This is a genomic window from Kitasatospora sp. NPDC004240 (assembly GCF_053603215.1).
In genome coordinates, this window is the sequence record NZ_JBSGFD010000013.1 from 34117 (window position 1) to 54615 (window position 20499).

Annotated in this window: 29 protein-coding genes and 1 pseudogene; 19 read left to right on the plus strand and 11 right to left on the minus strand. The window is 71.8% G+C overall.

Annotated elements, in window-relative coordinates; all coding sequences use genetic code 11:
* Positions 1–87: 87 nt before the first annotated feature.
* Both ACWEQL_RS05930 and ACWEQL_RS05935 read left to right on the plus strand, forming a co-directional pair.
* Positions 88–1473, plus strand: coding sequence for an MFS transporter (locus tag ACWEQL_RS05930; protein WP_452148937.1), 1386 nt, complete (start codon positions 88–90; stop codon positions 1471–1473).
* Entirely contained in the window at positions 1470–2468 is a 999-nt protein-coding gene (locus tag ACWEQL_RS05935; RefSeq protein WP_452148938.1) for a TolB family protein, read from the plus strand. Before ACWEQL_RS05930 ends, ACWEQL_RS05935 begins: the two co-directional genes overlap by 4 nt.
* Before the next feature lie 95 nt (positions 2469–2563).
* Here the strand turns inward: ACWEQL_RS05935 and ACWEQL_RS05940 are convergent, their stop codons facing one another.
* The gene (locus ACWEQL_RS05940; RefSeq protein WP_452148939.1) at positions 2564–3178 is read right to left on the minus strand and encodes a TetR/AcrR family transcriptional regulator; all 615 of its coding nucleotides are present in this window, start codon (positions 3176–3178) and stop codon (positions 2564–2566) included.
* 79 nt (positions 3179–3257) lie between these two features.
* Here ACWEQL_RS05940 and ACWEQL_RS05945 point away from each other — a divergent pair, with 79 nt between their 5' ends.
* On the plus strand, positions 3258–3857 hold the full coding sequence (locus ACWEQL_RS05945; protein ID WP_452148940.1) for a peroxiredoxin-like family protein: 600 nt from the start codon (positions 3258–3260) through the stop codon (positions 3855–3857).
* A gap of 64 nt (positions 3858–3921) precedes the next feature.
* Here ACWEQL_RS05945 and ACWEQL_RS05950 read toward each other — a convergent pair whose 3' ends face one another.
* A complete protein-coding gene (locus ACWEQL_RS05950) occupies positions 3922–4524 on the minus strand; it encodes a helix-turn-helix domain-containing protein (protein WP_452148941.1) in 603 nt (200 codons plus the stop codon).
* A gap of 82 nt (positions 4525–4606) precedes the next feature.
* Here ACWEQL_RS05950 and ACWEQL_RS05955 point away from each other — a divergent pair, with 82 nt between their 5' ends.
* Both ACWEQL_RS05955 and ACWEQL_RS05960 read left to right on the plus strand, forming a co-directional pair.
* Positions 4607–5107, plus strand: a complete 501-nt coding sequence (locus tag ACWEQL_RS05955) for an SRPBCC family protein (protein ID WP_452148942.1) — start codon at positions 4607–4609, stop codon at positions 5105–5107.
* A gap of 90 nt (positions 5108–5197) precedes the next feature.
* Positions 5198–5503: a hypothetical protein gene (locus ACWEQL_RS05960; RefSeq protein WP_452148943.1), complete on the plus strand. Its 306-nt coding sequence runs from the start codon at positions 5198–5200 to the stop codon at positions 5501–5503.
* Here the strand turns inward: ACWEQL_RS05960 and ACWEQL_RS05965 are convergent.
* Positions 5496–5903, minus strand: a complete 408-nt coding sequence (locus ACWEQL_RS05965; protein WP_452148944.1) for a DUF3224 domain-containing protein — start codon at positions 5901–5903, stop codon at positions 5496–5498. The two genes, ACWEQL_RS05960 and ACWEQL_RS05965, sit on opposite strands and share 8 nt — an antisense overlap.
* Positions 5904–6009: 106 nt before the next feature.
* On the opposite strand from ACWEQL_RS05965, the gene ACWEQL_RS05970 reads away from it, so the two are divergent.
* The 3 genes from ACWEQL_RS05970 (at position 6010) to ACWEQL_RS05980 (ending at position 8272) form a co-directional block, all read left to right on the plus strand.
* On the plus strand, positions 6010–7062 hold the full coding sequence (locus ACWEQL_RS05970) for a helix-turn-helix transcriptional regulator (protein ID WP_452148945.1): 1053 nt from the start codon (positions 6010–6012) through the stop codon (positions 7060–7062).
* The gene (locus ACWEQL_RS05975; protein ID WP_452148946.1) at positions 7023–7370 is read left to right on the plus strand and encodes a hypothetical protein; all 348 of its coding nucleotides are present in this window, start codon (positions 7023–7025) and stop codon (positions 7368–7370) included. The genes ACWEQL_RS05970 and ACWEQL_RS05975 overlap by 40 nt, the downstream gene beginning before the upstream one ends.
* A 155-nt stretch (positions 7371–7525) precedes the next feature.
* Positions 7526–8272 (plus strand): hypothetical protein, encoded by a 747-nt coding sequence (locus tag ACWEQL_RS05980; RefSeq protein WP_452148947.1) that lies wholly within the window; start codon positions 7526–7528, stop codon positions 8270–8272.
* A 232-nt stretch (positions 8273–8504) separates the two neighbouring features.
* Here ACWEQL_RS05980 and ACWEQL_RS05985 read toward each other — a convergent pair whose 3' ends face one another.
* From ACWEQL_RS05985 to ACWEQL_RS05995, 3 genes are all read right to left on the minus strand, one after another.
* The gene (locus tag ACWEQL_RS05985; protein ID WP_452148948.1) at positions 8505–9320 is read right to left on the minus strand and encodes an NAD-dependent epimerase/dehydratase family protein; all 816 of its coding nucleotides are present in this window, start codon (positions 9318–9320) and stop codon (positions 8505–8507) included.
* A 33-nt stretch (positions 9321–9353) separates the two neighbouring features.
* The gene (locus ACWEQL_RS05990; RefSeq protein ID WP_452148949.1) at positions 9354–10052 is read right to left on the minus strand and encodes a signal protein; all 699 of its coding nucleotides are present in this window, start codon (positions 10050–10052) and stop codon (positions 9354–9356) included.
* 109 nt (positions 10053–10161) lie between these two features.
* Positions 10162–10347 (minus strand): DUF397 domain-containing protein, encoded by a 186-nt coding sequence (locus tag ACWEQL_RS05995; RefSeq protein ID WP_452148950.1) that lies wholly within the window; start codon positions 10345–10347, stop codon positions 10162–10164.
* 189 nt (positions 10348–10536) lie between these two features.
* Between ACWEQL_RS05995 and ACWEQL_RS06000 the strand changes: the two genes are divergently transcribed.
* The 4 genes from ACWEQL_RS06000 (at position 10537) to ACWEQL_RS06015 (ending at position 13948) form a co-directional block, all read left to right on the plus strand.
* Positions 10537–12036: an ISL3 family transposase gene (locus tag ACWEQL_RS06000; protein WP_452148991.1), complete on the plus strand. Its 1500-nt coding sequence runs from the start codon at positions 10537–10539 to the stop codon at positions 12034–12036.
* Between the two features lie 50 nt (positions 12037–12086).
* On the plus strand, positions 12087–12371 hold the full coding sequence (locus tag ACWEQL_RS06005) for a DUF6221 family protein (RefSeq protein ID WP_452148951.1): 285 nt from the start codon (positions 12087–12089) through the stop codon (positions 12369–12371).
* A 105-nt stretch (positions 12372–12476) separates the two neighbouring features.
* Complete coding sequence (locus ACWEQL_RS06010; protein WP_452148952.1) at positions 12477–13286, plus strand: hypothetical protein; 810 nt, start codon at positions 12477–12479, stop codon at positions 13284–13286.
* A gap of 161 nt (positions 13287–13447) precedes the next feature.
* Positions 13448–13948, plus strand: coding sequence for an SMI1/KNR4 family protein (locus tag ACWEQL_RS06015; RefSeq protein WP_452148953.1), 501 nt, complete (start codon positions 13448–13450; stop codon positions 13946–13948).
* Positions 13949–14011: 63 nt separating this feature from the next.
* On the opposite strand, the gene ACWEQL_RS06020 is transcribed toward ACWEQL_RS06015, so the two are convergent.
* Together ACWEQL_RS06020 and ACWEQL_RS06025 are read right to left on the minus strand one after the other, a co-directional pair.
* Positions 14012–14212 (minus strand): DUF397 domain-containing protein, encoded by a 201-nt coding sequence (locus ACWEQL_RS06020; protein WP_452148954.1) that lies wholly within the window; start codon positions 14210–14212, stop codon positions 14012–14014.
* Positions 14209–15042: a helix-turn-helix domain-containing protein gene (locus tag ACWEQL_RS06025; protein ID WP_452148955.1), complete on the minus strand. Its 834-nt coding sequence runs from the start codon at positions 15040–15042 to the stop codon at positions 14209–14211. Before ACWEQL_RS06025 ends, ACWEQL_RS06020 begins: the two co-directional genes overlap by 4 nt.
* Before the next feature lie 112 nt (positions 15043–15154).
* Between ACWEQL_RS06025 and ACWEQL_RS06030 the strand changes: the two genes are divergently transcribed.
* The 5 genes from ACWEQL_RS06030 (at position 15155) to ACWEQL_RS06050 (ending at position 17038) form a co-directional block, all read left to right on the plus strand.
* Positions 15155–15382, plus strand: coding sequence for a hypothetical protein (locus ACWEQL_RS06030; protein ID WP_452148956.1), 228 nt, complete (start codon positions 15155–15157; stop codon positions 15380–15382).
* On the plus strand, positions 15379–15642 hold the full coding sequence (locus ACWEQL_RS06035; protein ID WP_452148957.1) for a hypothetical protein: 264 nt from the start codon (positions 15379–15381) through the stop codon (positions 15640–15642). The genes ACWEQL_RS06030 and ACWEQL_RS06035 overlap by 4 nt, the downstream gene beginning before the upstream one ends.
* Entirely contained in the window at positions 15602–15802 is a 201-nt protein-coding gene (locus tag ACWEQL_RS06040; protein WP_452148958.1) for a hypothetical protein, read from the plus strand. The genes ACWEQL_RS06035 and ACWEQL_RS06040 overlap by 41 nt, the downstream gene beginning before the upstream one ends.
* 288 nt (positions 15803–16090) lie before the next feature.
* Positions 16091–16309 (plus strand): hypothetical protein, encoded by a 219-nt coding sequence (locus ACWEQL_RS06045; protein ID WP_452148959.1) that lies wholly within the window; start codon positions 16091–16093, stop codon positions 16307–16309.
* 168 nt (positions 16310–16477) lie between these two features.
* A complete protein-coding gene (locus tag ACWEQL_RS06050; protein ID WP_452148960.1) occupies positions 16478–17038 on the plus strand; it encodes a hypothetical protein in 561 nt (186 codons plus the stop codon).
* Between the two features lie 167 nt (positions 17039–17205).
* On the opposite strand, the gene ACWEQL_RS06055 is transcribed toward ACWEQL_RS06050, so the two are convergent.
* The 3 genes from ACWEQL_RS06055 to ACWEQL_RS06065 all read right to left on the minus strand — a co-directional run bounded on the left by ACWEQL_RS06055 (position 17206) and on the right by ACWEQL_RS06065 (position 18555).
* Positions 17206–17652, minus strand: a complete 447-nt coding sequence (locus ACWEQL_RS06055; protein ID WP_452148961.1) for a hypothetical protein — start codon at positions 17650–17652, stop codon at positions 17206–17208.
* A gap of 236 nt (positions 17653–17888) precedes the next feature.
* Positions 17889–18080: a hypothetical protein gene (locus tag ACWEQL_RS06060; protein WP_452148962.1), complete on the minus strand. Its 192-nt coding sequence runs from the start codon at positions 18078–18080 to the stop codon at positions 17889–17891.
* Between the two features lie 10 nt (positions 18081–18090).
* Positions 18091–18555: a hypothetical protein gene (locus ACWEQL_RS06065; protein ID WP_452148963.1), complete on the minus strand. Its 465-nt coding sequence runs from the start codon at positions 18553–18555 to the stop codon at positions 18091–18093.
* Between the two features lie 184 nt (positions 18556–18739).
* Here ACWEQL_RS06065 and ACWEQL_RS06070 point away from each other — a divergent pair.
* Positions 18740–19423: pseudogene (locus ACWEQL_RS06070) on the plus strand (maleylpyruvate isomerase N-terminal domain-containing protein); the annotation flags it as partial.
* An 80-nt stretch (positions 19424–19503) separates the two neighbouring features.
* Positions 19504–20157 (plus strand): class I SAM-dependent methyltransferase, encoded by a 654-nt coding sequence (locus tag ACWEQL_RS06075; RefSeq protein ID WP_452148964.1) that lies wholly within the window; start codon positions 19504–19506, stop codon positions 20155–20157.
* Positions 20158–20499 lie beyond the last annotated feature (342 nt).

Consider the following 20499-nt stretch of genomic DNA (forward strand, 5'->3'; position numbering starts at 1 on the left):
GCCCGCGCGCCCGTACGCCCGCGCTGCCCGCGGCACGGCGCTCCCCCGGACCCGCCGCCCGCGCCTCCTCCGGCGAAAGGCCTCCCCGTGTACCTGTCCACCCTCGGCCGCCCGGGTGCCGCCGGCGCCGCCCCCGGCCGGCGCCGCTGGGCGCTGGTCGGCGGCAACGTCGCCGCCCTCGGGACGGTCAGCCTGATCACCGACGTCTCCTCGGAGATGGTCACCGCCGTCCTGCCCCTCTACCTGATGACCGGCCTGCACCTGGGCCCCGCCACGTACGGGGTGATCGACGGCCTGTACGGCGGCGCGACCGTGCTGCTGCGCCTGGTCGGCGGCTACCTCGCGGACCGCGTGCAGCGCCGCAAGGCCGTCGCCGGGGTCGGCTACGCGCTGTCGGCGGGTGCCAAGCTGGGCCTGCTGGCGGCCGGTTCCTCGCTGACCGCGATCGGGGCGGTGATCACCACGGACCGGGCCGGCAAGGGCCTGCGCAGCGCGCCTCGGGACGCGCTGATCACCCTCTCCACGCCCCCCGACGCGCTCGGCCGGGCCTTCGGACTGCACCGGACCATGGACGCGGTGGGCGCCTTCGCCGGCCCGCTGGTCGCGCTCTGGGTGCTGGCCGCGGCCGGGCAGGCCTTCGACGCGGTGTTCGTCACGAGCTTCTGCGTGGCGCTGTTCGGCGTGCTGGTGCTGGTCCTGTTCGTCCGCGACCACCGCACCCCGCTGCCGGCCACCGCCACCGTCTCCCCGCGGGCGGCGCTCGGACTGCTGCGCCGGGCGCCGGTGCGCCGGCTGCTGCTGGCGAGCGCCCTGCTCGGCCTCGCCACGATCGGCGACGGCTTCGTCCACCTGCTGCTCCAGCGCCGCGAGCAGCTCTCGCTCGGCTGGTTCCCGCTGCTGGCCGTCGGGACCAGCCTCGCCTACCTGCTGCTGGCCGTCCCGCTGGGCGTGCTCGCCGACCGGGTCGGCCGGCTGCCGGTGCTGCTCGGCGGCTACGCGGCGCTCGCCGCGACCTACCTGCTGCTGCACGGCCCGCTGGGCGGGACGCCGCTGCTGGTCACGGTGCTCGCGCTGCACGGCCTCTTCTACGCCGCCACCGACGGGGTGCTGATGGCGCTCGCCGGGCCCCGGCTGCCGGAGGCGCTGCGGACCACCGGCATCGCGCTGCTGCAGAGCGGGCAGGCACTGGCCTACCTGGCCTCCTCGGTGCTGTTCGGGCTGGCCTGGCAGCTGTGGGGCCCGGCCGCGGCGGCGCGCGCGGCCGGGGTCGCGGTGCTGCTCGCGATGGGCGCCACCGCGCTGCTGCTGTCCACCGGCCCGCTGTCGCCCGGAGCCCTCGCCTCCGACCCCCTCACCCCTGGCTCCCCGTCCGACCACTCGTCTTCCGACCACTCAGCGTCCGACCACTCAGCGTCCGACCTTCCCTCGTCCGACCTTCCCTCGTCCGACCACTCCGCGGAGAACCCCCGTTGAACCTCTCCACCCGCGCCCGGATCGTCGCGATCGCCACCGCCGCGCTGCTGCTCGGCGGCGCCGCGGCCGGCTACACCCTCAACGCGGGCCCCGACTCCGCCGTCTCCCCCGTCCAGGCCGGCCCGGTGGCCGCCGACCCCGACGACGCCCCGGCGGCCGCCGGCCCGCGCATCCAGGTACTCAGCAACGGCCTGCTCTCCTCGGTCTCCCGCCAGGACCCGGGCGGCAGCCGCGAGGTCGGCTCGCTGCGCTGCGAACGCGCGTACGCCGCCGCCGACACCCTCGCCTGCCTCGCCCCCGCCGGCGCGCTGGAGGGCCCGAAGCTGCTGGTGACGGACCGCCGGCTGAACGAGCGGCGCAGCGTCCCGCTGACCGGCATCCCCAACCGGCTGCGCGTCTCGGCGAGCGGCCGGATGGTCTCCTGGACCCTCTTCGTCGGCGGCGACTCCTACGCCGGCGGCGCGTTCTCCACCCGCACCGGCGTCCTCGACACCACCGGGGGCCTGCTGCTGGAGACCCTGGAGGACTTCGCGATCACCCGCGACGGCCGCCCGTACCGCGCCGCGGACGTCAACTACTGGGGCGTGACCTTCACCTCGGACGACAACCGCTTCTACGCCACCCTGGCCACCGACGGCCACCGCTACCTGGTCGAGGGCGACCTCGCTGCCCGGACGGTGCGCACCCTCGCCGACAACGTCGAATGCCCCTCGCTCTCGCCCGACGGCGGCCGGATCGCCTTCAAGCAGGCGGTGGACGCCGACCCCGTCAAGGGCTGGCGCCCGGCGGTGATGGACCTCGCGAGCGGCCGGATCACCCGCCTCGCCGAACAGCGCTCCGTCGACGACCAGCCGGCCTGGCTGGACGCGGCCACCGTCGCCTACGCCGTCCAGCGCCCGGACGGCGTCAACGACGTCTGGGCGGTGCCCGCCAACGGTTCCGGCGCCGCCGCACTGCTCGTCCCGGGGGCCAACTCCCCCGCCCCGCTGGCCTGATCGAGCACTCCCGTACGGGCCGGCGGCTGGGCGGCCCGGCGGCTGGGCGGCCCGACGGCTGCCCGGGAGGGCGGGGCCGGCAGCCGGCCCCGCCCTCAGGCGCCCAGCCCGCGCAGGACCAGCGCCAGGCCGCCCTCGAACTCCTCGTCCGCGTCGACCCCGCCGGCGCTGCGGGCGGTCTCGGTCAGGTACGGGAAGCCGTCCGTGGGCAGCTCGGCCATGGCGGCCGTGCCGCGGCCGGCCAGCGGGCCGAGGTGCTCCAGCTGGATGGCGCCGTTGAGGTAGCCGACCAGTCCGCGCAGCGCGATCACCCGTCGCCGGCCGGTGAAGCCCGCCTCGGTGAGGATCGCCAGCACGCCCTCCGACCAGCGCAGCCCGCCGAGCGCGTGATGGCGGTGGACGAGGGTCAGCGGCACCACCGCCGGGTGCGCGCCGATGGCCTCGCGCAGCCGGCGCGCCATCGTCTCGATCCGCCGGGGCCAGGGCAGTTCGGCGGGCGGCGGCTCGGTGTCCATGGCGCCGAGGACGCGTTCGACGACGAGGAGTTCGAGCTCCTCGCGGTCCGCGACGTACCGGTAGAGCGCCATCGTGCTCATCCCGAGCTCGGTGGCGACGGCGCGCATCGACAGGCCGGCGAGGCCGTCGCGGTCGATGACGGCGAGGGCGGCGGCGGCCAGGTGGTCCTGGGTGAGGGAACGCGGGCGGGGCATGACGGTTGACAGTGTATGACATACGCCTACAGTGGGTCATGAGCGTACGTCGTACGCCTACAGGGAGGGACCCACCCGCATGCCCGTGCCACGGGGGCCGCTCGGCCCCGGATCCACCGTCACCACCCGCGCCCTGACCACCGTCGACGGCCCGCCGGCCGCCGCCCCCGACCCGGACCGGCTGGTCCACCTCCAGTTCCGCCGCTTCGCCGGCTGCCCGGTCTGCAACCTGCACCTGCGCTCGGTGGCGCAGCGGCACGCCGAGATCGAGGCGGCCGGGATCCGCGAGGTGGTGGTCTTCCACTCACCCGCCGAGGAGTTGCGCGAACACACCGCCGAGCTGCCGTTCGCGGTCGTCGCCGACCCCGACAAGCGGCTGTACCGGGAGTTCGGGGTGGAGTCCTCCCCCCGCGCACTGCTCGACCCGCGCGCCTGGGGGCCCGTCCTGCGCGCCCTGCTGCGCAGCACGGTCACCTTCGCCCGCGGCCGGGAACGTCTGCCGGCCTCCCGGCAGGACGGCGGACGGCTCGGCCTGCCCGCCGACTTCCTGATCGCCCCCGACGGCCGGATCCTCGCCGCCAAGTACGGCGAGCACGTCTACGACCAGTGGCCGGTGGACGAGTTGCTCGCCCACGCGGCCGCCGGCGCCACCGGCGACCCTCGGAGCCGAACGCCCTGATCGGGCCCGCCACGGACCTCGATCAGGACCGCCACGGACCTCGATCAGCCCCGGCCCGGCCCGATCAGGACCGTCGCGACAGCGCCCCGATCAGGTCCGTGGCGGCGTCCTCGGCGAGCTGCTCGGCGTACGGGGGCAGGCCGCCGCCCTCGCGGGTGTGCCGCCGCACCAGCGCCAGCGGCAGTTCGACCAGGGCCAGCGCGACCCGCTCGTGGTCGGCGGGCGTCGCGGCGCCGAGCCGGACGCCCAGCCCGGCGACCGCGCCGAACACCCGCATGTTGTCCTCGTCGGCCCGCCGGACGCACTCCGCCGGCCACTCGGCCCGCCCGAAGGCGTACGGGCCGTGCAGCAGCAGCGCCGCCTCCGCCGGGTTGGCCCGGCTCCAGGCGATCACGTACCGGGCGCCCGCCCGCGCCGCGGCCGGCGGGTCCGCGGCGTGGGCGTCCAGCGCCGCCAGGTAGCCGCCCTGGAACCGGCCCACCGAGCGCAGCCACAGCTCGGCCAGCAGAACGGCCCGCTGCGGGAAGCGGTGGTACACGGAGCCGTTGGGCGCGCCGCTCTCCTTCGCCACCGCCGCCATGGTCACCGCCGCCGGCCCGGAGGCGGCGGCGATCCGCACGGCGGCGTCGAGCAGGACGGTGTCGTCATAGCGGGGTGGCCTCGGCATGTAATGGAGAGTACCCTCCAATTGAATTGGAGGAACCCCTCCAATACGTGGAGCGGGCACGCCCGCACCTGGGGAGGACACCATGGCGGTACTCAACGTCCACGAGCGCACCCTGCCGGCCGGCGAGGCGGAGGTGGGCGCGCTCATCGACACCCTCGCCGGCCCCGGGGACAGGCTCTGGCCCGGGGCGGCGTGGTCGCGGATGGAGCTGGACCGCGGCCTCGCGGTCGGCTCGGCCGGCGGTCACGGCCCGGTCCGCTACACCGTCGCCGCCCGCGCGCCGGGCCGCTGGGTGCGATTCGCCTTCACCGGGCCGACGGGCTTCCTCGGCTTCCACGAGTTCACCGTCCACCCGGCCCCCGGCGGCCGCAGCACCCTGCGCCACACCCTGGCCATGCGCGCCGCCGGCCCCGCCCGCCTCAGCTGGCCGCTCGCCTACCGCTGGCTGCACGACGCCCTCCTGGAGGACGCCCTCGACCGTGCCGAACGCGAACTCACCGGCACCGTGACCACCCCCGCCCGCCACTCCCCCTACGTCCGCCTCCTCCTCCGCCTCGCCACCCTCGCCCTCCGCCGCCGCTGACCCCCGACCGGTCGCCGACCCCCGCTCCCCGGTCGCGCGAGAAGTCGGCCGGGCCCGACTTCCCACGCTCGGGGCGGTAGTGTCCGCCGGATGACGGACACTCACCCGCCCCTGCTGGCCGCGGTCTTCCCGGAGCTGGCCGCCGAGATCACCGAACTGCTGCGTGCCGACGACGACCACGCCCTGGCGGACACGGTCGCCGGCCTCCCGTACCTCGGGCGCTGCGACTGCTCGCCGACCTGCACCAACCTGCTCACCGCCCCGCGCGGGTCATCGGGGCCCTACCTGGCCCAGCTCGAGCGCGACGATGAGGTCGTGATCTGGCTGAGCCTCACCCCGGACGTCTCGGGGATCACCGACATCGAGATCCTCGACGGCCGCGGTGAGCTCAGGTGAGCTCGTAGGAGAAGGTGTACTCGGTGGTCGGCTGGCCGGCGGCGGCCGCGAAGCGGCCGGTGCCGGTGAGGCCGGCCAGGTCACCGGTGGCCGTGCCGGGCACCACCTCGAAGGTGCAGTGGACGGTGCCGTCCTCGACGAAGTGGCCGCGTTCCTCGACCACGAAGGTGCCCCGGCGGCCGTCGACCGCGCCGGAGAACAGCTCCAGGCCGGTGAAGGTGCCGGTCTTCTCGGTCGCGTAGACGAGGATGTACTCGCAGCTGGTGGCCGCCGCCTCGATGCCACCGGTGAAGTCGTTGGCGACGGAGGCGTGGGCGAGCCTCGGGTACTCCTCCCGCGTCCCGACCGGCTGCTCCTTCCAGTCGGCGAACGTGAACTGGCCGGTGATCTGCGTGGGCATGGCTCGTCCTTCTGGTTCTGGTTCGTGGGGCCCGGTGCGGCCCGGTGATCACTCTGGCGCCCGTACCTGACACCTTCTGTCAGGTACGGGGGGCAGAATGTCCCGCATGCGCGCCGACCGGCTCCTCTCCCTCCTCCTGCTGCTCCAGAACCGCGGCCGGATGACCGCCCCCGAGCTCGCCGCCGAGCTGGAGGTCTCCGTCCGGACGGTCTACCGGGACGTCGAGGCGCTCGGCGCCGCGGGCGTCCCGGTCCTCGCCGACCGCGGCCCGGCCGGCGGCTACCGGCTGGTGGCCGGGTACCGCACCCGGCTGACCGGGCTCACCGACGCCGAGGCCAACTCGCTGTTCCTGGTGGGCGCCCCCGGCCCCGCCCAGGACCTCGGCCTCGGCGCCGTACTGGCCTCCGCCCGCCTGAAGCTGGAGGCCGCGCTGCCGGACGGGCTCGCCGAACAGGCCCGCCGGGTCCAGGACCGCTTCCACCTGGACGCCCCCGCCTGGTTCGCCGACGCCGACCCGGTACCCCACCTCACCGCGATCGCCCGGGCCGTCTGGGAGCAGCGGGTGCTGACCGCCCACTACCGGCGCTGGCGCGGCGAGGTCCACCGGGAGCTGCGCCCGCTCGGCCTGGTCCTCAAGAGCGGCATCTGGTACCTGCTGGCGACGGCCGCCCCGGACGACACCGTCCGCACCTACCGGGTCTCGCGCTTCCTCACCGTGGAGAGCACGGAGGAGGAGTTCGAACGGCCGCCCGGCTTCGACCTGGCCGCCCACTGGGAGGAGACCTCCCGCCGGCTGGAGTCGGCCCTGCGGCACACCACCGCCCGGCTCCGGGTCTCGCCCGAGGCGCAGCGGCTGCTGCCCATGCAGTTCGGCCGGGCCGGCGTCGAGGCCCTGCGGGAGGCCGGGCCGCCGGACGAGGAGGGCTGGGCGGAGGTCGAGCTGACCGTCGAGCAGACCACCGTCGCGGTCGGCGACCTGCTGCGGCTCGGCGGCCACGCCGAGGTGCTCGGCCCGCCGGAGCTGCGGCGGGCGCTCGCCGAGGAGGTGGCGAGGATGGCCCGGCGGTACGCCCCGGCCGTCACGGGGCATGAGGGTGACACGACGGAGGGAGCGAACCCATGGCCATACCGGACTGCCCCCGATGTGGCGGCCACCTGAACACCTACGAGGTCCTGCGCCGGCGCAACAACTGGGGTGGGTACCCGCCCCGGCCGCGCCCGGAGCTCTGGTGGCGGTGCGCCCCCTGCGGCTGGCTGGGCCTCCAGCACCGCGAGGACGGGGAGTTGCGCACCATGCGTCCGCTGACCGGCGACGACGGTGACTGCCCGTTCTGCGGCGAGGAGGAGTCGAACGTCGCCGGCCCGCCGTGGCCCGGCGAGGACGGCCGTCCGCGCGAGCTGCAGGTCTGCCTGGCCTGCGGCACCGGCAACGTCCGCTACTCGCACCCGCCCTCGCCTGAGGCCTGAGAAGCCATTGTCGTTGAGAAGCCATTGTCGTACCGATCTCGGTGAGCACGGGTTCGAATGCGGCGGCTCGGTCGGGCGATCCTCGGTCTGTCCGTGTGACGGCATCCCGCGGCCCGAACGGGAATCGTGTCAGAGGCCTGGTCTAGGTTCGGCCTGTGAACCACAGCAGCTCCGAGGCCGGAGCGCCCCGCGAGCCTGACGTGCCGCCCTACCAGGTAGTCCTGGCGGAGACCGACTGGGGTTCGCTCCGGACGGCTTTCGGGAACGGCGAGTGCCTTCCCGAAGTCCTGGCACGGTTGCTGGAGCCTGATCCCAGGGTGCAGGTCACCGCTCTGTCGGAACTGAGTGAGCTGGTCGCCCACCAGAACAGCATCTACGAAGCCACCGCCCCCGTCGCCGTGTATGTCGCCGGCATCCTCGCCCACCCGGCGGCCATGACCCTCCGGCCGTATCGCAACGTCCCCATCCGCGCGACATTGTTGAACTGGTTGGCCTCCACGGCCTACGACGCCTCCGACGAGACCGTCGACCGCACCGAGCAGCACTTCCCCGGCTTCCTCTCCCACGGCACCACGCTGGCGGCCTTCCGGGACCTACGCCCGATGCTCTATCGAGCCGTCGCGCCCTTCCTGCGGGACGGGAACGAGGACGTGCGCGAAGCCGCCGGCCTCGCCGCGCTCATCCTCGCCGAACACCCCGCGCTCGCCGAGCGCCGCGATCACCTCGCCGTACACGCGCGCCGCATCCTGGACACCAGCAGCGACGGCCATGACCGGCGCGTTGCCCGGAAGGCCCTCGAAGCATGGGGCCACGACGTCACCGACATCGAACCTTTGCAGGAGGCGCCCTGGGACTGCGGGCCACACAGCGATGGCCGCGGCAATCTCGAACCTCCCTTCTGACCGATGGGCGAACGGCCCACCGGCCCAAGGGTGTGTGGCCGGCTGAGTACCGGCGGAACGAAAGGCGGTGTGCCACATCCGTACCCGATCGAGCGGGGAGTCACGGGGAACGAGGGGGCGTTAGCGGGTCCTGGCGGTCGATCGGCTCTCCGAGCATCCACTCAGAAGCCGCTGTCGTAACGATCTCGGTGAGGATGGGTGGGCTTCCGAGTTCCGGGGGCCTGAGCTCCGGTCAGTGCCGGATGTGCCGCAGGGTGAAGGCGGGGTCTGCGTACTCCCCGGCCTGCGGCCCGTCCGGGTCCAGCGGCAGGTGCCCGTCGGGGATCCCGGCGGCGTACGCCTCCGCGTCGTCCAGCGGCGTGTACGCGAGCGTGTCCGCGTCCGGGAGCTCCCAGAACCGCCGGGTGTTGGCGGACACCGCGTACGCCGCGGTGAACCCGGCGGCGAAGCCGGCGCCGGCCGGTGCGGTGAGGGCGGCCCGGACGAAGCCGACCGCGTCCCGGTGGCTGAGCCAGGTCGCCAGGTGCCGGCGTTCGGTCGGCGTCTCCTCGAAGCTGCCGATCCGCAGGGAGATCACCGAGAGCCCGAACTTGTCGGCGTACAACTGCCCGAGCGCCTCGACGGCCACCTTGCTCACCCCGTACAGGCCGTCCGGCCGCACCGGCGCCCCGGGGCCGGTCGGGCTGGACACCCGGTGGAAGCCGGTGACCCGGTTGCTCCCCGCCAGCACCACCCGCCCGACGCCCAGGCGGCGGGCGGCCTCCAGCACGTGATGGGTGCCCAGGACGTTCGCGGACAGCAGCTCCGGCAGCGGCGCCTCGTCCGGCACCCCGCCGAGGTGGACGACGGCGTCCGCCCCGGCCAGCGCGCCCTCCACCGCGGCCGGGTCGAGCAGGTCGACGACGTGGGTCACCTCGTTCGCCCCCTCGGGGCGCAGCCGGACCCGGTCGAGCAGGATCAGCCGCTCGGCCTCCGTCCGGAGCGCCCCGCGCAGCACCGACCCGATCCGTCCGGCCGCACCGGTGACGGCCACCGTTCCCAGACCCATCGCGACTCCCCCTGTCCGTCGGTCACACCATCATCAGGCAGCGGGCTCGGTGACCGTGAGCCAGTAGTCGACACCGACGGAGAAGCCGCCGGAGGAACCGCGGAAGACGATCTCGTGCCGCCCGGGCGCGAGCGTCCCCACCCGGACCCAGAGACCGCAGGAGGAGGTGCGGAAGGACTCCTCCTCGTCGCTGATGGGGTTCCCCGGCTCCGTCGAGACAACCACCGGGGTCGCCCAGAACTTCTCCAGCGTGAGGGTCTTCCCGTCCACGACGGCGCTGCCCTCCGCGCCGTCCATGAACGCCTTGCACTCCTCGCCCGTACCGAGCCGGTTCACCACCGGGAACGCCACCTGCGCGTCCGAGGGCAGGGTGCAGTTGCGGGTCACCGTCCCACCGAAGGTGCCGGCCAGCAGCCAGACGCCGTCCTTCTGCCCCTCTGCGCAGAAACGCCCGTCCGGATCGGACACCGGATGGCGCGCCTCCTCGATCGAGGCCGCCCAGCTCCACCAACGGCTCTGCAACTGCGCGGGGCTGAGCCCGCTCAACGCCACCCGGGTCGGCGTCGGCGACGGCGCCTTCCCGGCGGACGGCGAGGAGGACCCGGACGGCGCCGGCTGGGCCGCGGTGGCGGTCGGGGCCGTCGTGGCGGTCGCGGGCTTCGAGCCCTCGGTGCAGCCGCCGACCATGAGCACAGCCGCGGCGACCAGCACCGCACTACGAACGAAACGCATGATCGAAATCGTACGGATCACCGGTGTGGCTCCCCACGCCGGGGCTCGGACTGCGCGAGAAGTCGGCCGGTCCGACTTCTCGCGCGCGTCGGGGCACCGGGGGACGAGATCAGAGCGCTCCGAACTCCTCCGCCCGGACGGCGGTGAGGAAGGAGTCCCACGCTGCGGAGGAGAACAGGAGCACCGGCCCACCGGAATCCTTGGAGTCGCGTACGGGGGTCACGTTCGGGAGGTCGTCGGAGACCTCGATGCACTGCCCGCCATCTCCGCTGTAGGAGCTCTTGCGCCAGCTCACCTCGTGTCGAGGTACGCGTCCCGATGCCCAGCCGGGTACACCGGAACGGGCTCTGTCGCCGATCTTGTGACGTTGCAGCAGTTCAATCGTTTCGGATGGGTGTGCGGTTCAGGGGGTTTGCGGGAGGTTCTGCCGCATCTGGCGGACGTGGCAGTCGATTCGGTGCACCGGGACGTGGGCGTGGTCATGATGCGTGCCCGTTCACGTGCGCGTTCAGCGCGGTGTCCGGGGTGTGGGAGGCTCTCGGGCCGAATACACGGCCGGTACGAGCGGCGGCTCGGGGACGCGCCGCTGGGCGGGCTACCCGTGGTGATCGTGGTGCTGATGCGACGGTTCAAGTGCCTGACGGCCGAGTGCCCGGCTGTCACGTTCGCCGAGCAGATTCCGGGACTGACCCGGCCGCACGTCCGACATACGCCTGTCCTGCGGGACCTCCTCGGTCGGGTCGCCCGGGCGCTGGCCGGACGGCCCGGTGCAAGGCTCGCCCGAAGGCTGGGCATGACCGCGGCGAAGGACACCCTGCTGCGGCTGCTGCGGACCACCGCGCTGACCGGTCCGGGGCCTGTCCGGGTCTTGGGCGTCGACGACTTCGCCCTGCTCAAGGGCCATACCTATGCCACGCTGCTGGTCGACCTGGAGGCCCGTCGGCCCATCGACGTGCTGCCCGGTCGCGAGGCCGCACCGGTGACCCGTTGGCTGGCCGACCACCCCGAGGTCCGGATCATCTGCCGGGACCGCGCCTCCGCCTATGCGGAAGCCGCCAGGACAGCCGCTCCTCAGGCCGTCCAGGTCGCCGACGCCTGGCACCTGTGGAACAACCTCGCCAAGGCCGTGGAGAAGACCGTCACCAGCCACTACGGCTGCCTCCGCACAGCCCACCAGGCCATGCACCAGCCCGGAGAACCGCAGCCGCCGGCAGAACCGGACGGCACGCTCGACGTCCGCGGCCGGCCTCGCCGGATCGTCGCCACCATCCGCGAACGCCACCGAGCTGTCCAGGAACTCCTCGCCCAGAGCCGGTCCCTTCGCGGGATCAGCCGTGACCTGGACCTCGACTACTACGCCGTCCGCCGATACGTCCGCACCGCCGACGTCGACGAACTGCTGGTGAAGGTCACCCAGCGCCGGACCCTGCTGGACGACTACAAGCCCTACGCCTACCAGCGCTTCACCCAGGGATGCCGAAACGCCAGCCAACTCCACCGGGAGGTACGCGACCAGGGCTTCCCAGGAGACCGGAGCGTGGTCAACTCCTACGTCCGTCTGCTGAAGCAGGGCACCGTCACAGCGCCACCGCCCCCAGCACTGCCGAAACCCAGGAGAGCCCTGCGCTGGATCATGAGCCGCCCCGAGCGCCTTCGCCCCGACGAGGCCGTGGGCCTGAAGGAGGTCCGGGCGGCCTGTCCCGAACTCGACGCCGCAGTCGAGCACGTCCGAGCCTTCGGCGCGCTCATGCACGAGCACCGCGGCGAAGACCTCGAAGGATGGATTGAGCAGGTCAGACAGCACGATCTGCCCGCCCTGCGGCAGTTCGCCGACGGACTCCTCCACGACCGGGACGCGGTCGTGGCCGGCCTGTCGAGCCCCTGGAGCTCCGGCCAGGTGACCAGGGTGAAGCTCCTCAAACGCGCCGGCTATGGCCGGGCCAAGCTAGACCTCCTCCGCACCCGCATCCTCCTGCGGTCTTGAGGCAGGTAGGAGCCTCGCCGGCATCCCCAAGAGTGGAGGAAAATCATCTCATGGACGACCTTCTGAAGTTCCTTCACGCCCGTTATGAGGCGGACAACCATGCCTATGCCTACGTGGCCCATTGCTTCGGAGGCGACGCCCTCCTCGACAGTCACCTGCCGATGCTCGACCTGGTCGACATGCTGGCGCGCGACTACGAGGCCATGGAGCCCTCCGATACCCGCTTCGCCGGGCTCAGGTATGCACTCCGCGTGCTCGCACAGTCGTACGCCGAACACCCCGACTACCGGGAGGTGTGGCGACCCGAGACACCTGAGCCAACAGAAGGACCCTGAGCGTCACAAGATCAGCGACAGAGCCCCGGAACGTGCCCAGCGGCGGGCCAGCTACATGATGCAGACCCTCGAGTGGCCCGTGGTCGCAACTGAGATCATGAACCTATGCCCGAGGAATCGAACCTGTTGTCAGACCTGTGGCCGCTCGCGCCGGCCGGCGCGACGGACTGGTTGCTTGAGCTGTGCGGCGACGGTTTGACCGGGTTCATGCCGCCGGCGATGCCCGATGCGGTCTGGGTACTCAACGCCATGTACGAGCATGAGCACGGGCCGGGCGACGTATCGCATCACGAGTACCGCCAGGCACGTCTGGCAGGCGGGAGCACCCCGCGCGACATCGTCGGGGGCATCGATCTCGACACCGTGGGCGTCGCCATAGGAGGCGGCCTGGGCCGCGCCGAGCACCCCGGCCCCGGCTGGCGGCGGCTGCGCTGGGCGGAACTCGCCCGGCGGACCGGCGACCCCATCGTCCCCGACGGGCTGCTGCCCTCTTACCGTTGTTTCCCCTCGGCCACGAAGAACGGCAGCTGGCCTCTCGGCATCGCCCCACCCACCGAGGGGAGCCTGGACCGTGAGACCTGGATCCGGCTGATCGACATCCTCACCGCGCACAGCCCCGCGGGCCCGGACACTCGCTGCCTGGCCTACTACAACCCGCTGACGCTCGGGGCCGTCGACTTCGACAACCTCCATGTGCGGGCGGGGCGTCTCGGCGACGCTGAGATCCTCTATGACATGCCCGAGGCCGACCTGGCCGACTTCAGCCCCGCCAACCTCTGGGCCGAAGACCGCTCATGGGTTCTGTGCACCGACTATGACCTGTGGGCCACCAAGGTCTCCGGGTCTCCAGCCCTCATCGAGGCGCTGCTGAACGACACCGGTGTCGAGGCGGTACGGCTGCTCTGGGCAACCTGAGGGCGAGCTGCACTGACCCGTCCCCGACACGAGCGCATTCACATGCACCAGGCTGAGCACATTCACCTGTACGCCGACACCTCGTCGAGAGTCATACCGTCAAGGCTGACAGGGTTGACCATGGGCGTCCTGTGTCGGGGCAGGCTCCTACGATGCCCGCCATGGCACGCTTCGAGGACCTCCAGCAGTCCCTGTGGGACACCGACACCGACTACGCGGTGCAGCCGCCGCTGACCCCCGAGGCGATCGCCGAGGCGCAGCGGTTGCTGGACGTCACGCTCCCCGCCGACCTGCTCGACCTCCTCCGCCATCGCAACGGCGGCGAGGTCGCGGAGAGCCGGAACGCCTTCCCCACCAGTCGGCCGACCTCCTGGGCCGCCGATCACGTCGCGTTCGACGGCGTGATGGGCATCGGCCGCCGCGAGGGGACGATGTCACTGCTCGACAGCCCGTACCTGGTCGAGGAGTGGAGACTCCCCGCCGAGGTGGTCGTGTTCTCGGGCGAGGCACCGTGCTGGATCGGCCTCGACTACCGGACATGTGGACGGGCCGGGGAGCCGTCCATCACCTGGTTCGACGCGGAACTCGGGACGGAGCTGGTCCTCGCCCCGGACCTCCGCTCCTTCATCGAAGGCCTCACCCCCGCCGCCGACTTCGGGTGAGAGCGAGGGAGGACGAAGGTCGCGCCGCCCCGCACCCGGGGCGGCGCGACCCGAAGCAGCAGCTCAGAGGTTGCCGAAATCATCCGCACGGACAGCGGCGACAAAGGACGCCCACGCGGCAGAGGAGAAGAGGAGCACCGGCCCACCGGGGTCCTTCGAGTCACGTACGGGCGCCAGACCCGGGAGGTCATCGGACACCTCGATGCACTGCCCGCCATCTCCACTGTAGGAGCTCTTGCGCCAGCTCACCTCGTCAAAGGTCATGTTGATAGATCCTTCCGGGCTTCGCGGATCATCTCCAAGGACATGGACCGCATCGGGGATTCAACCTGGAGTCGATCGTATCGCCTACGCCAAGTCGCCACCGTGGACCGGTCTCGCTCCAGAAACCCGCGGTTCGGAATCTCGGCGTAGGCAAGCTGCGAGTCGTCCGGCATTGTGAGGAGGGTGACCGCAGACTTGAACGGCCGTGTGGGCAACGAGAAGGGCGCCACCTGGATGAGGATGTTCGGCTCCGACGCCAGATCCTCAAGGCGCTTCAGCTGACCTCTCATCACTGATTGCCCGCCGACCGACCACCGAATGACACTCTCCGCCAGCAGTACATAGATCAGCGGCAACGGCTTGCGTTGGAGTTGCCGCTGACGAGCGAGCCGGAAGCCCAATCTCTCTTCTGCCTGATCCGTGGTGATCTCTCCACGCTCCACGCCCTCGGCGATTTCAGCCTCTGCGTACTCAGGTGTCTGCAGCAGATCGGGCACAAGGCTGATCTCGACCAGCCTTATTTCTCTGGCCTTCGCCTCCAGGGCAGCGAACTCCGTGAACCCCTCAGCCAGTCCAGCGCTGTTCGACGCCTGCATCCACATCAGCGCCAGCGTCCCCTGAGTACCCAGCGCCTCGTCCGCCGCCTTCGCGAATCTCAGTGACACCTGCTTCGAGGCAAGTTCCGCAACGCACACGGTCGACGGGTTGCACCCGATGCGCGCAGCGAGCGCCACCTGCGTGAGCCCGGCCGACTCGCGCGACCTGCGAAGTTGCACCCCGAACGGCGCCCATCGTCCCGATGTTGGATCAATCTCCTTGCGGTTGACCATGGTTGCTCCAACTTGGATGGCCCGAAGGACAAGTCCAGATTCACTTCCGATGGTAGCCACTCGACAGCCAGCATGGACACATAACGTGAAACTCCAACTGCGGAGAGTTCCAATGAACCATGCCCCCACACCACCCAGAGACGACGATCCCCCCACCCACACCCACGGCTACGGTGTCCGCTTCGAGCCGGCCGCGCGGCTCTACCGGGTGCGCAACGAGCTCACCGGGGAGTGGAAGCGGGATGCCGACGGGGTGCTCTGCGGGTGGACGTCCTTCCTCAAGGCGGATGCCGCGTGGCGGGCGTTCCAGCCCCGGAGTTCGGAGGTGTCCGGCCGATGAGTTCCATCCTCACCCGGGCCACCGCCGATCAACGCCGCGCCGCCGCCGAGGCGTTCGACGACCTGCTCGCCGTACTGGCCCTCGCCGGGATCGTCCTCCCGTCCGCCGCCGTCGACTGGCGGGCCGGCCGTCTGACCGGCGCCGTCCTCATCGAACTCGGTGCCGCCCGGCCGGACGTCGTCCTCCGGCTCGTCGATCTCCTCCGGAAGGGCCTCCTCCATGAGCGACAGGAACGACGGAACCCGCCCCACCGGCCGTGAACTCCTTCGCCTCACCGCCCTGTTGGCCGCCTCCCTCACCTTCGCCACCGCCTGCTCCTGGCTGGTGCCGCACGATCATCCCGGCGAGCGTCGGCTCGTCTGGTGGATGTTCCTCGCCACCGCGTTCATCGCCGGCGGCAACCACCTCGACCGTCCCTGAACCACCGGAAGTCCCCATGCACATCACGCCCGAGCCCGTTCCCGCGCCCGCGCCCCGCCGCCCCCACGCCCTCGTCCTGCTCCGTGCTCCCGCCGGACGGCTCCTGCTCCTCAACCCCGTCCACGTCGACGGCCTGGTCCTCCCGGAGGGCCCGCCGAGCCCGACGAGCCGCCGCACCACGCCGCCGGCCGCCACCTGCTGGCGCAGACCGGACTGCACCGGCGGCCCACCATTCTCCTCGCCGTCGACTACGCGCCCGCCGACCGCTACCGCGAGCGCCTGACCCTGGTGTTCGACGGCGGACGCGTCACCGCCTCCGAGGTCGCCCGCATCACGCTCCCCGCCCCGAGCGTCTCCGGGCTGCTCGGCGTGCAGTTCATCGATCCGGCCGGGCTGGAGCGCCGGATGGCCCCGTCCCAGGCCGCCCGCACCCGCGAGGCCCTCGCCGGGCTGGGGCGGGCCGCCGCACCGCTCCTCGTCCACGGTCAACGGGCCGGGTCCGCCTGAACAGATAGCTGGAACGGTTCAACCGGCCCACGCCTGGTCACCGTCGACGAGTGACGGGCCCGGGCGGGGCGGAGGCCGTCCGGTCGCTGGTCCCGACTCCCCCGGCGAGGGACCCGGCCACGCCCTGCGCACGATTCGACGGAACAGCCCGCCGGCCAGCATGGAGCCATGCCCACATCCGGATCACCCACCGCTGCCGCCGCCCACAACAGCCCACCACTGCACGCCCGTTGGGTCGTCCGGGTCGCCCACATCACGGCCCTCACCGCCGTGCCGTCCGGGATCTGGCGGATCGCGATGGGACTCGGCATCCCGGTGGGATTCGACACCTCCGAGCTGAACGTCCCCGGCTGGTTCAGCGTCGTGTGCGTCGCGATGAGCCTAGGCGTCGAAGGCCTCGCCCTCCTCACCCTCGGCCTGGTCCGGCCGTGGGGCGAGGTGGTCCCGGGCTGGATCCCGCTCATCGGAGGCAAGCGCGTGGCGCCGCCGGCCGCCGTAATCCCGGCATCCCTCGGCGCAGCCGCCCTGATGCTTCTGACGATCCCCAACGCGCGCGGCTTCGGAGGCGCCCCGGGAGCCCCGACCGGAGCGGCCCTCGCCGTGATGAACGCCTGCTACGCCCCGCTGCTCCTGTGGGGCCCGCTGCTCGCGATCGTCACGTTCGCCTACCACCGGCGCCGCGTCCGGGGCGCGTCCTTCCGGCCTGCCGGAGTGCGCATCGAGTCGTGATCGTCGGAAGGTCCGGGGGATCTCTCCGGAGTCAACGTCGCTGACGACACGGCGGTCCTGCCATCGGGGCACCGGACGATTCGAGGCCGGTTTCTCACACGGGTGGCGCCCGGCCTTCACGGCCCGGGCGCCACCTGGAGGAGGCCGCATTACTTGCGGCCGCCGTCCTACTCCTCGTCGATCGGGCGCACGAACTCCAGCGTCCAGGTCTGCTGGAATTCGGGCTTGGGTACGGCAAGCTCGATCTGCTGTCCCCGGTGGCCGGCGCTCATGGCGAGGCCCTTCTCCGAAAGGATCTTGACGCCTCCGAGAACGGACTCGAAGGTGAACTTCGCCCAGTCGGAGCGCGGAACGCCGTTGACGAAGAGCTTGTCCTCGGCGACCACGAGACCGGCCGAATCATGCGCGGCGAGGCGGAGGACGTAGGGCGCCCCCGGGATCTGCTCGGCGGGCTCGATGGCCCACTCCTGCTCGATCGGAAGGGGGTTGAACCGGTCGACGATGACGGGCGCGCCATGCTGGACGGCGTACTCGGTCGCCGTCATCAGCGCACCCGGGCCGATGATGTGAGCGTGGATCTTGTAGATACCCGGCCTGATCGGGATCGGAGGCATAACAACTCTCCCTGGTTTCGAAGTACCCGGAGTGGTACTTTGCATGCCAACTCCACCACAGGACCGGCGCCGATCCGCAGGGAAATTCCCTAGGATTGAATAGGTCGTAAAATATCCAACCCGACCGGCATGTCGATGATTAGATCAGACCTTAATATGCCCATTTGACTTCGATCAGCTATCCCGATAACGCCAACCTCAGGGCCGAGGCCGAGCGCCATCACACCGGCAGGACGTCACCCCCTGGCAGCGGCGAACACGTCCTGGAGGATCCGGGACGCGACGAGGACCACCGGGTCCTCGCCGTCGTCCGGGCCGACCACGTCCGGCTCGTCAGCGGCGACGAGTTCCTCGAAGCTCCGACCGCTGAAGGGGCTCTCCCACGCAGCGGTTACGGGCTCGGCTCGGACGCCAGGATCAGGATCCACAGCCGGAGTGCTATCCGTACGGGTTGAGCGCCCGGAAGCGGACGGTGTCACTGCCACGGTCGAACCACAGCTTGGTGGAGCGGCCGTAGCCGTCGCGGTCGAGCTCGGGCGACCGGATCCACTGCGGGTTCTTCGGCCCCTCGCCCTTGAGCGGCTTCTCGAACCACAAGGAGAAGTCGGCGGCCGGCCCCTCGGAGACGAAGGCGTGGGCCGCCGTCAGCTCGGAGATCTTCCCCGGCGCCAACCGGGCGAGGCCCGAGATCACCAGCTCCGGCGACGGCATGCCCCGGTCGTTGTCCCGGCTGCTCACCCACTTGGCGTCAGTGAGCCGGCCCAGCGACGGGAACGCCTGCTCCAGCGGCGCCGTCTCGGTGTGCCAGTCCCCTTCGGCCCCGTTCGCCACCTGACTCACGGCCCACCAGACGGGCAGGACCGCCAGCCCCGCCCCGATCCCGATCAGCTTCCGTCGCTCCAAGGCGATCCCCCACACCTCTGATTCCGGAGGCACCTTATCCGGTTCGAGGTCCTCCACAAGGCCGCTGGACCTCCGGAGCGATCACCACCAGGTTCGGCGAGCGCCGCCACGTCCACCCCGGCACCATCGCCGCAGCCGCACGCGTTCGTCCACACATTCGCTACCCGGCCGCCGGAGTGCCGTGATCCACAACCGACGTGCAAAGCATCTTGGAGTTCCTGAGGTCCTGCGGCTGATCGAAGACCGCTCGGCCGCGTTCCGTGCCGCGATCGTGTCCGCCCCCGACCTTGACGTCCAGGTCCCGACCTGACCGGACTGGACGCTGCGCGAACTGGCGCAGCACCTCGGCGCCGGCCGCCGCCGCCAGGCCGCCATCGTCGCGGCGAGCCCGGGCACCGAGCCCCCGGCGAGGACGGACCCGAAGGGTGCCCCGACCGCACCCCGCGACCGCGAAGCCCTGGATGCCTGGCTCGCCGAGTCGACCGAGCTCATGCTCGACGCGATGCGTGAGGCCGGCCCGGACCGCGGCTACTGGACCTGGTGGGGCCGCTCGCAGGCCCCGGAGACCAGCGGAGCCGTGGCCCGGCACCAGATCCAGGAGATCGCCGTCCACACCTGCGACGCCCAACTCACCCAGGACGCCGCACAGCCGCTGCCGAAGGTCGTCGCGGTCGAGGGCGTCGACGAGTTCCTGACAACCGTCTCGGCGACGACCGTCCCCTGGCCGTTCAAACCGGCGACCATCGACCTGCACACCACCGAGGGCCGCTCCTGGCGCCCGACCCTCAACGCCGAAGGCGTCCGCTGCGACGACCTCTCCGCCGACACGGAGCCGGGCGACATGGCGATGCGGGGCGCAGCGAGCGAAAGCGGTGGACGGTGGATGCCGCGCAGGTCAGCTGAAGGTCGTGCCACGGCCTGTCAGTTGCCTGGACTAGGGTCGCACGCATGGCTGAGCCCTCCTTTCTGACCGCCGTCCGCGAGTCGTACGACACGGTCGCCGCCGATTACGTCGAACGCGTCCCGCCTCCAGCCGAGATGGACCCGCTGTCACGCGCGATGCTGGCGGGGTTTGCCGAACTGGTACGGACGGCCGGTCTGGGGCCGGTCGCGGACCTGGGATGCGGCCCCGGCCGCGTGACGGCGCACCTGGCCGGGCTGGGGGTGTCCGTCTTCGGCCTCGATCTGTCGCCGAAGATGGTCAAGCTGGCCCGGCACGCCTATCCGAACCTGCGGTTCACTGAGGGCTCGATGACCGCACTGGAGACGAGGGACGACGGGCTCGGCGGCATCCTGGCCTGGTACTCCACCCATCACACGCCCCCGCAGTGGCTGCCGGACGTGTTCGCCGAGTTCCACCGCACGCTCGCGCCCGGCGGCTATCTGCTCTGGGGAGACTATGTCGGCAATGAGCGGCTGCGGCCGACCCACGGCTTCGGCCGTCCGGTGTCCTACGAGTCGTACCTCCTGCCCCTGGACCACATGGTCGATCTGCTGGACCAGGCCGGACTCGTCGTCACCGCGCGACTGGAACAGGGGCCCGGCGGACTCGCGAACAGACCGCATGCCTGCCTCCTGGCCCGCAAACCCGAAACGGCCTGACGATGCTCGTTCCCGGGGTGAGGCCGCTCGGCTGGGCCGCCGACGATCACGGGGCGGGCGGTCACACCGCTGGGTTGAGAGGGCGGCCGCCCCAGCGGATTCCTTTCTCGCTGCGAAGGCGCGGAGCCCGTCCAACGCGGCCTGGAACGCCTGCGTCGTCTCCGGGCCCACCGACGGGGACGGCGTGACGTCCGTACCGTTCACGCAGTCCTCGACCACGGCGGCGTACCACAGCCACGCGCTTCTGCAGAGGCCCGTGCACCGGCCGAGTTCGTTGCCGAAGCCTGCCCACACATCCCTGGCCAGCCTGCCCTTGGTGCACGCCAGGAGGTGGTTCAGTTC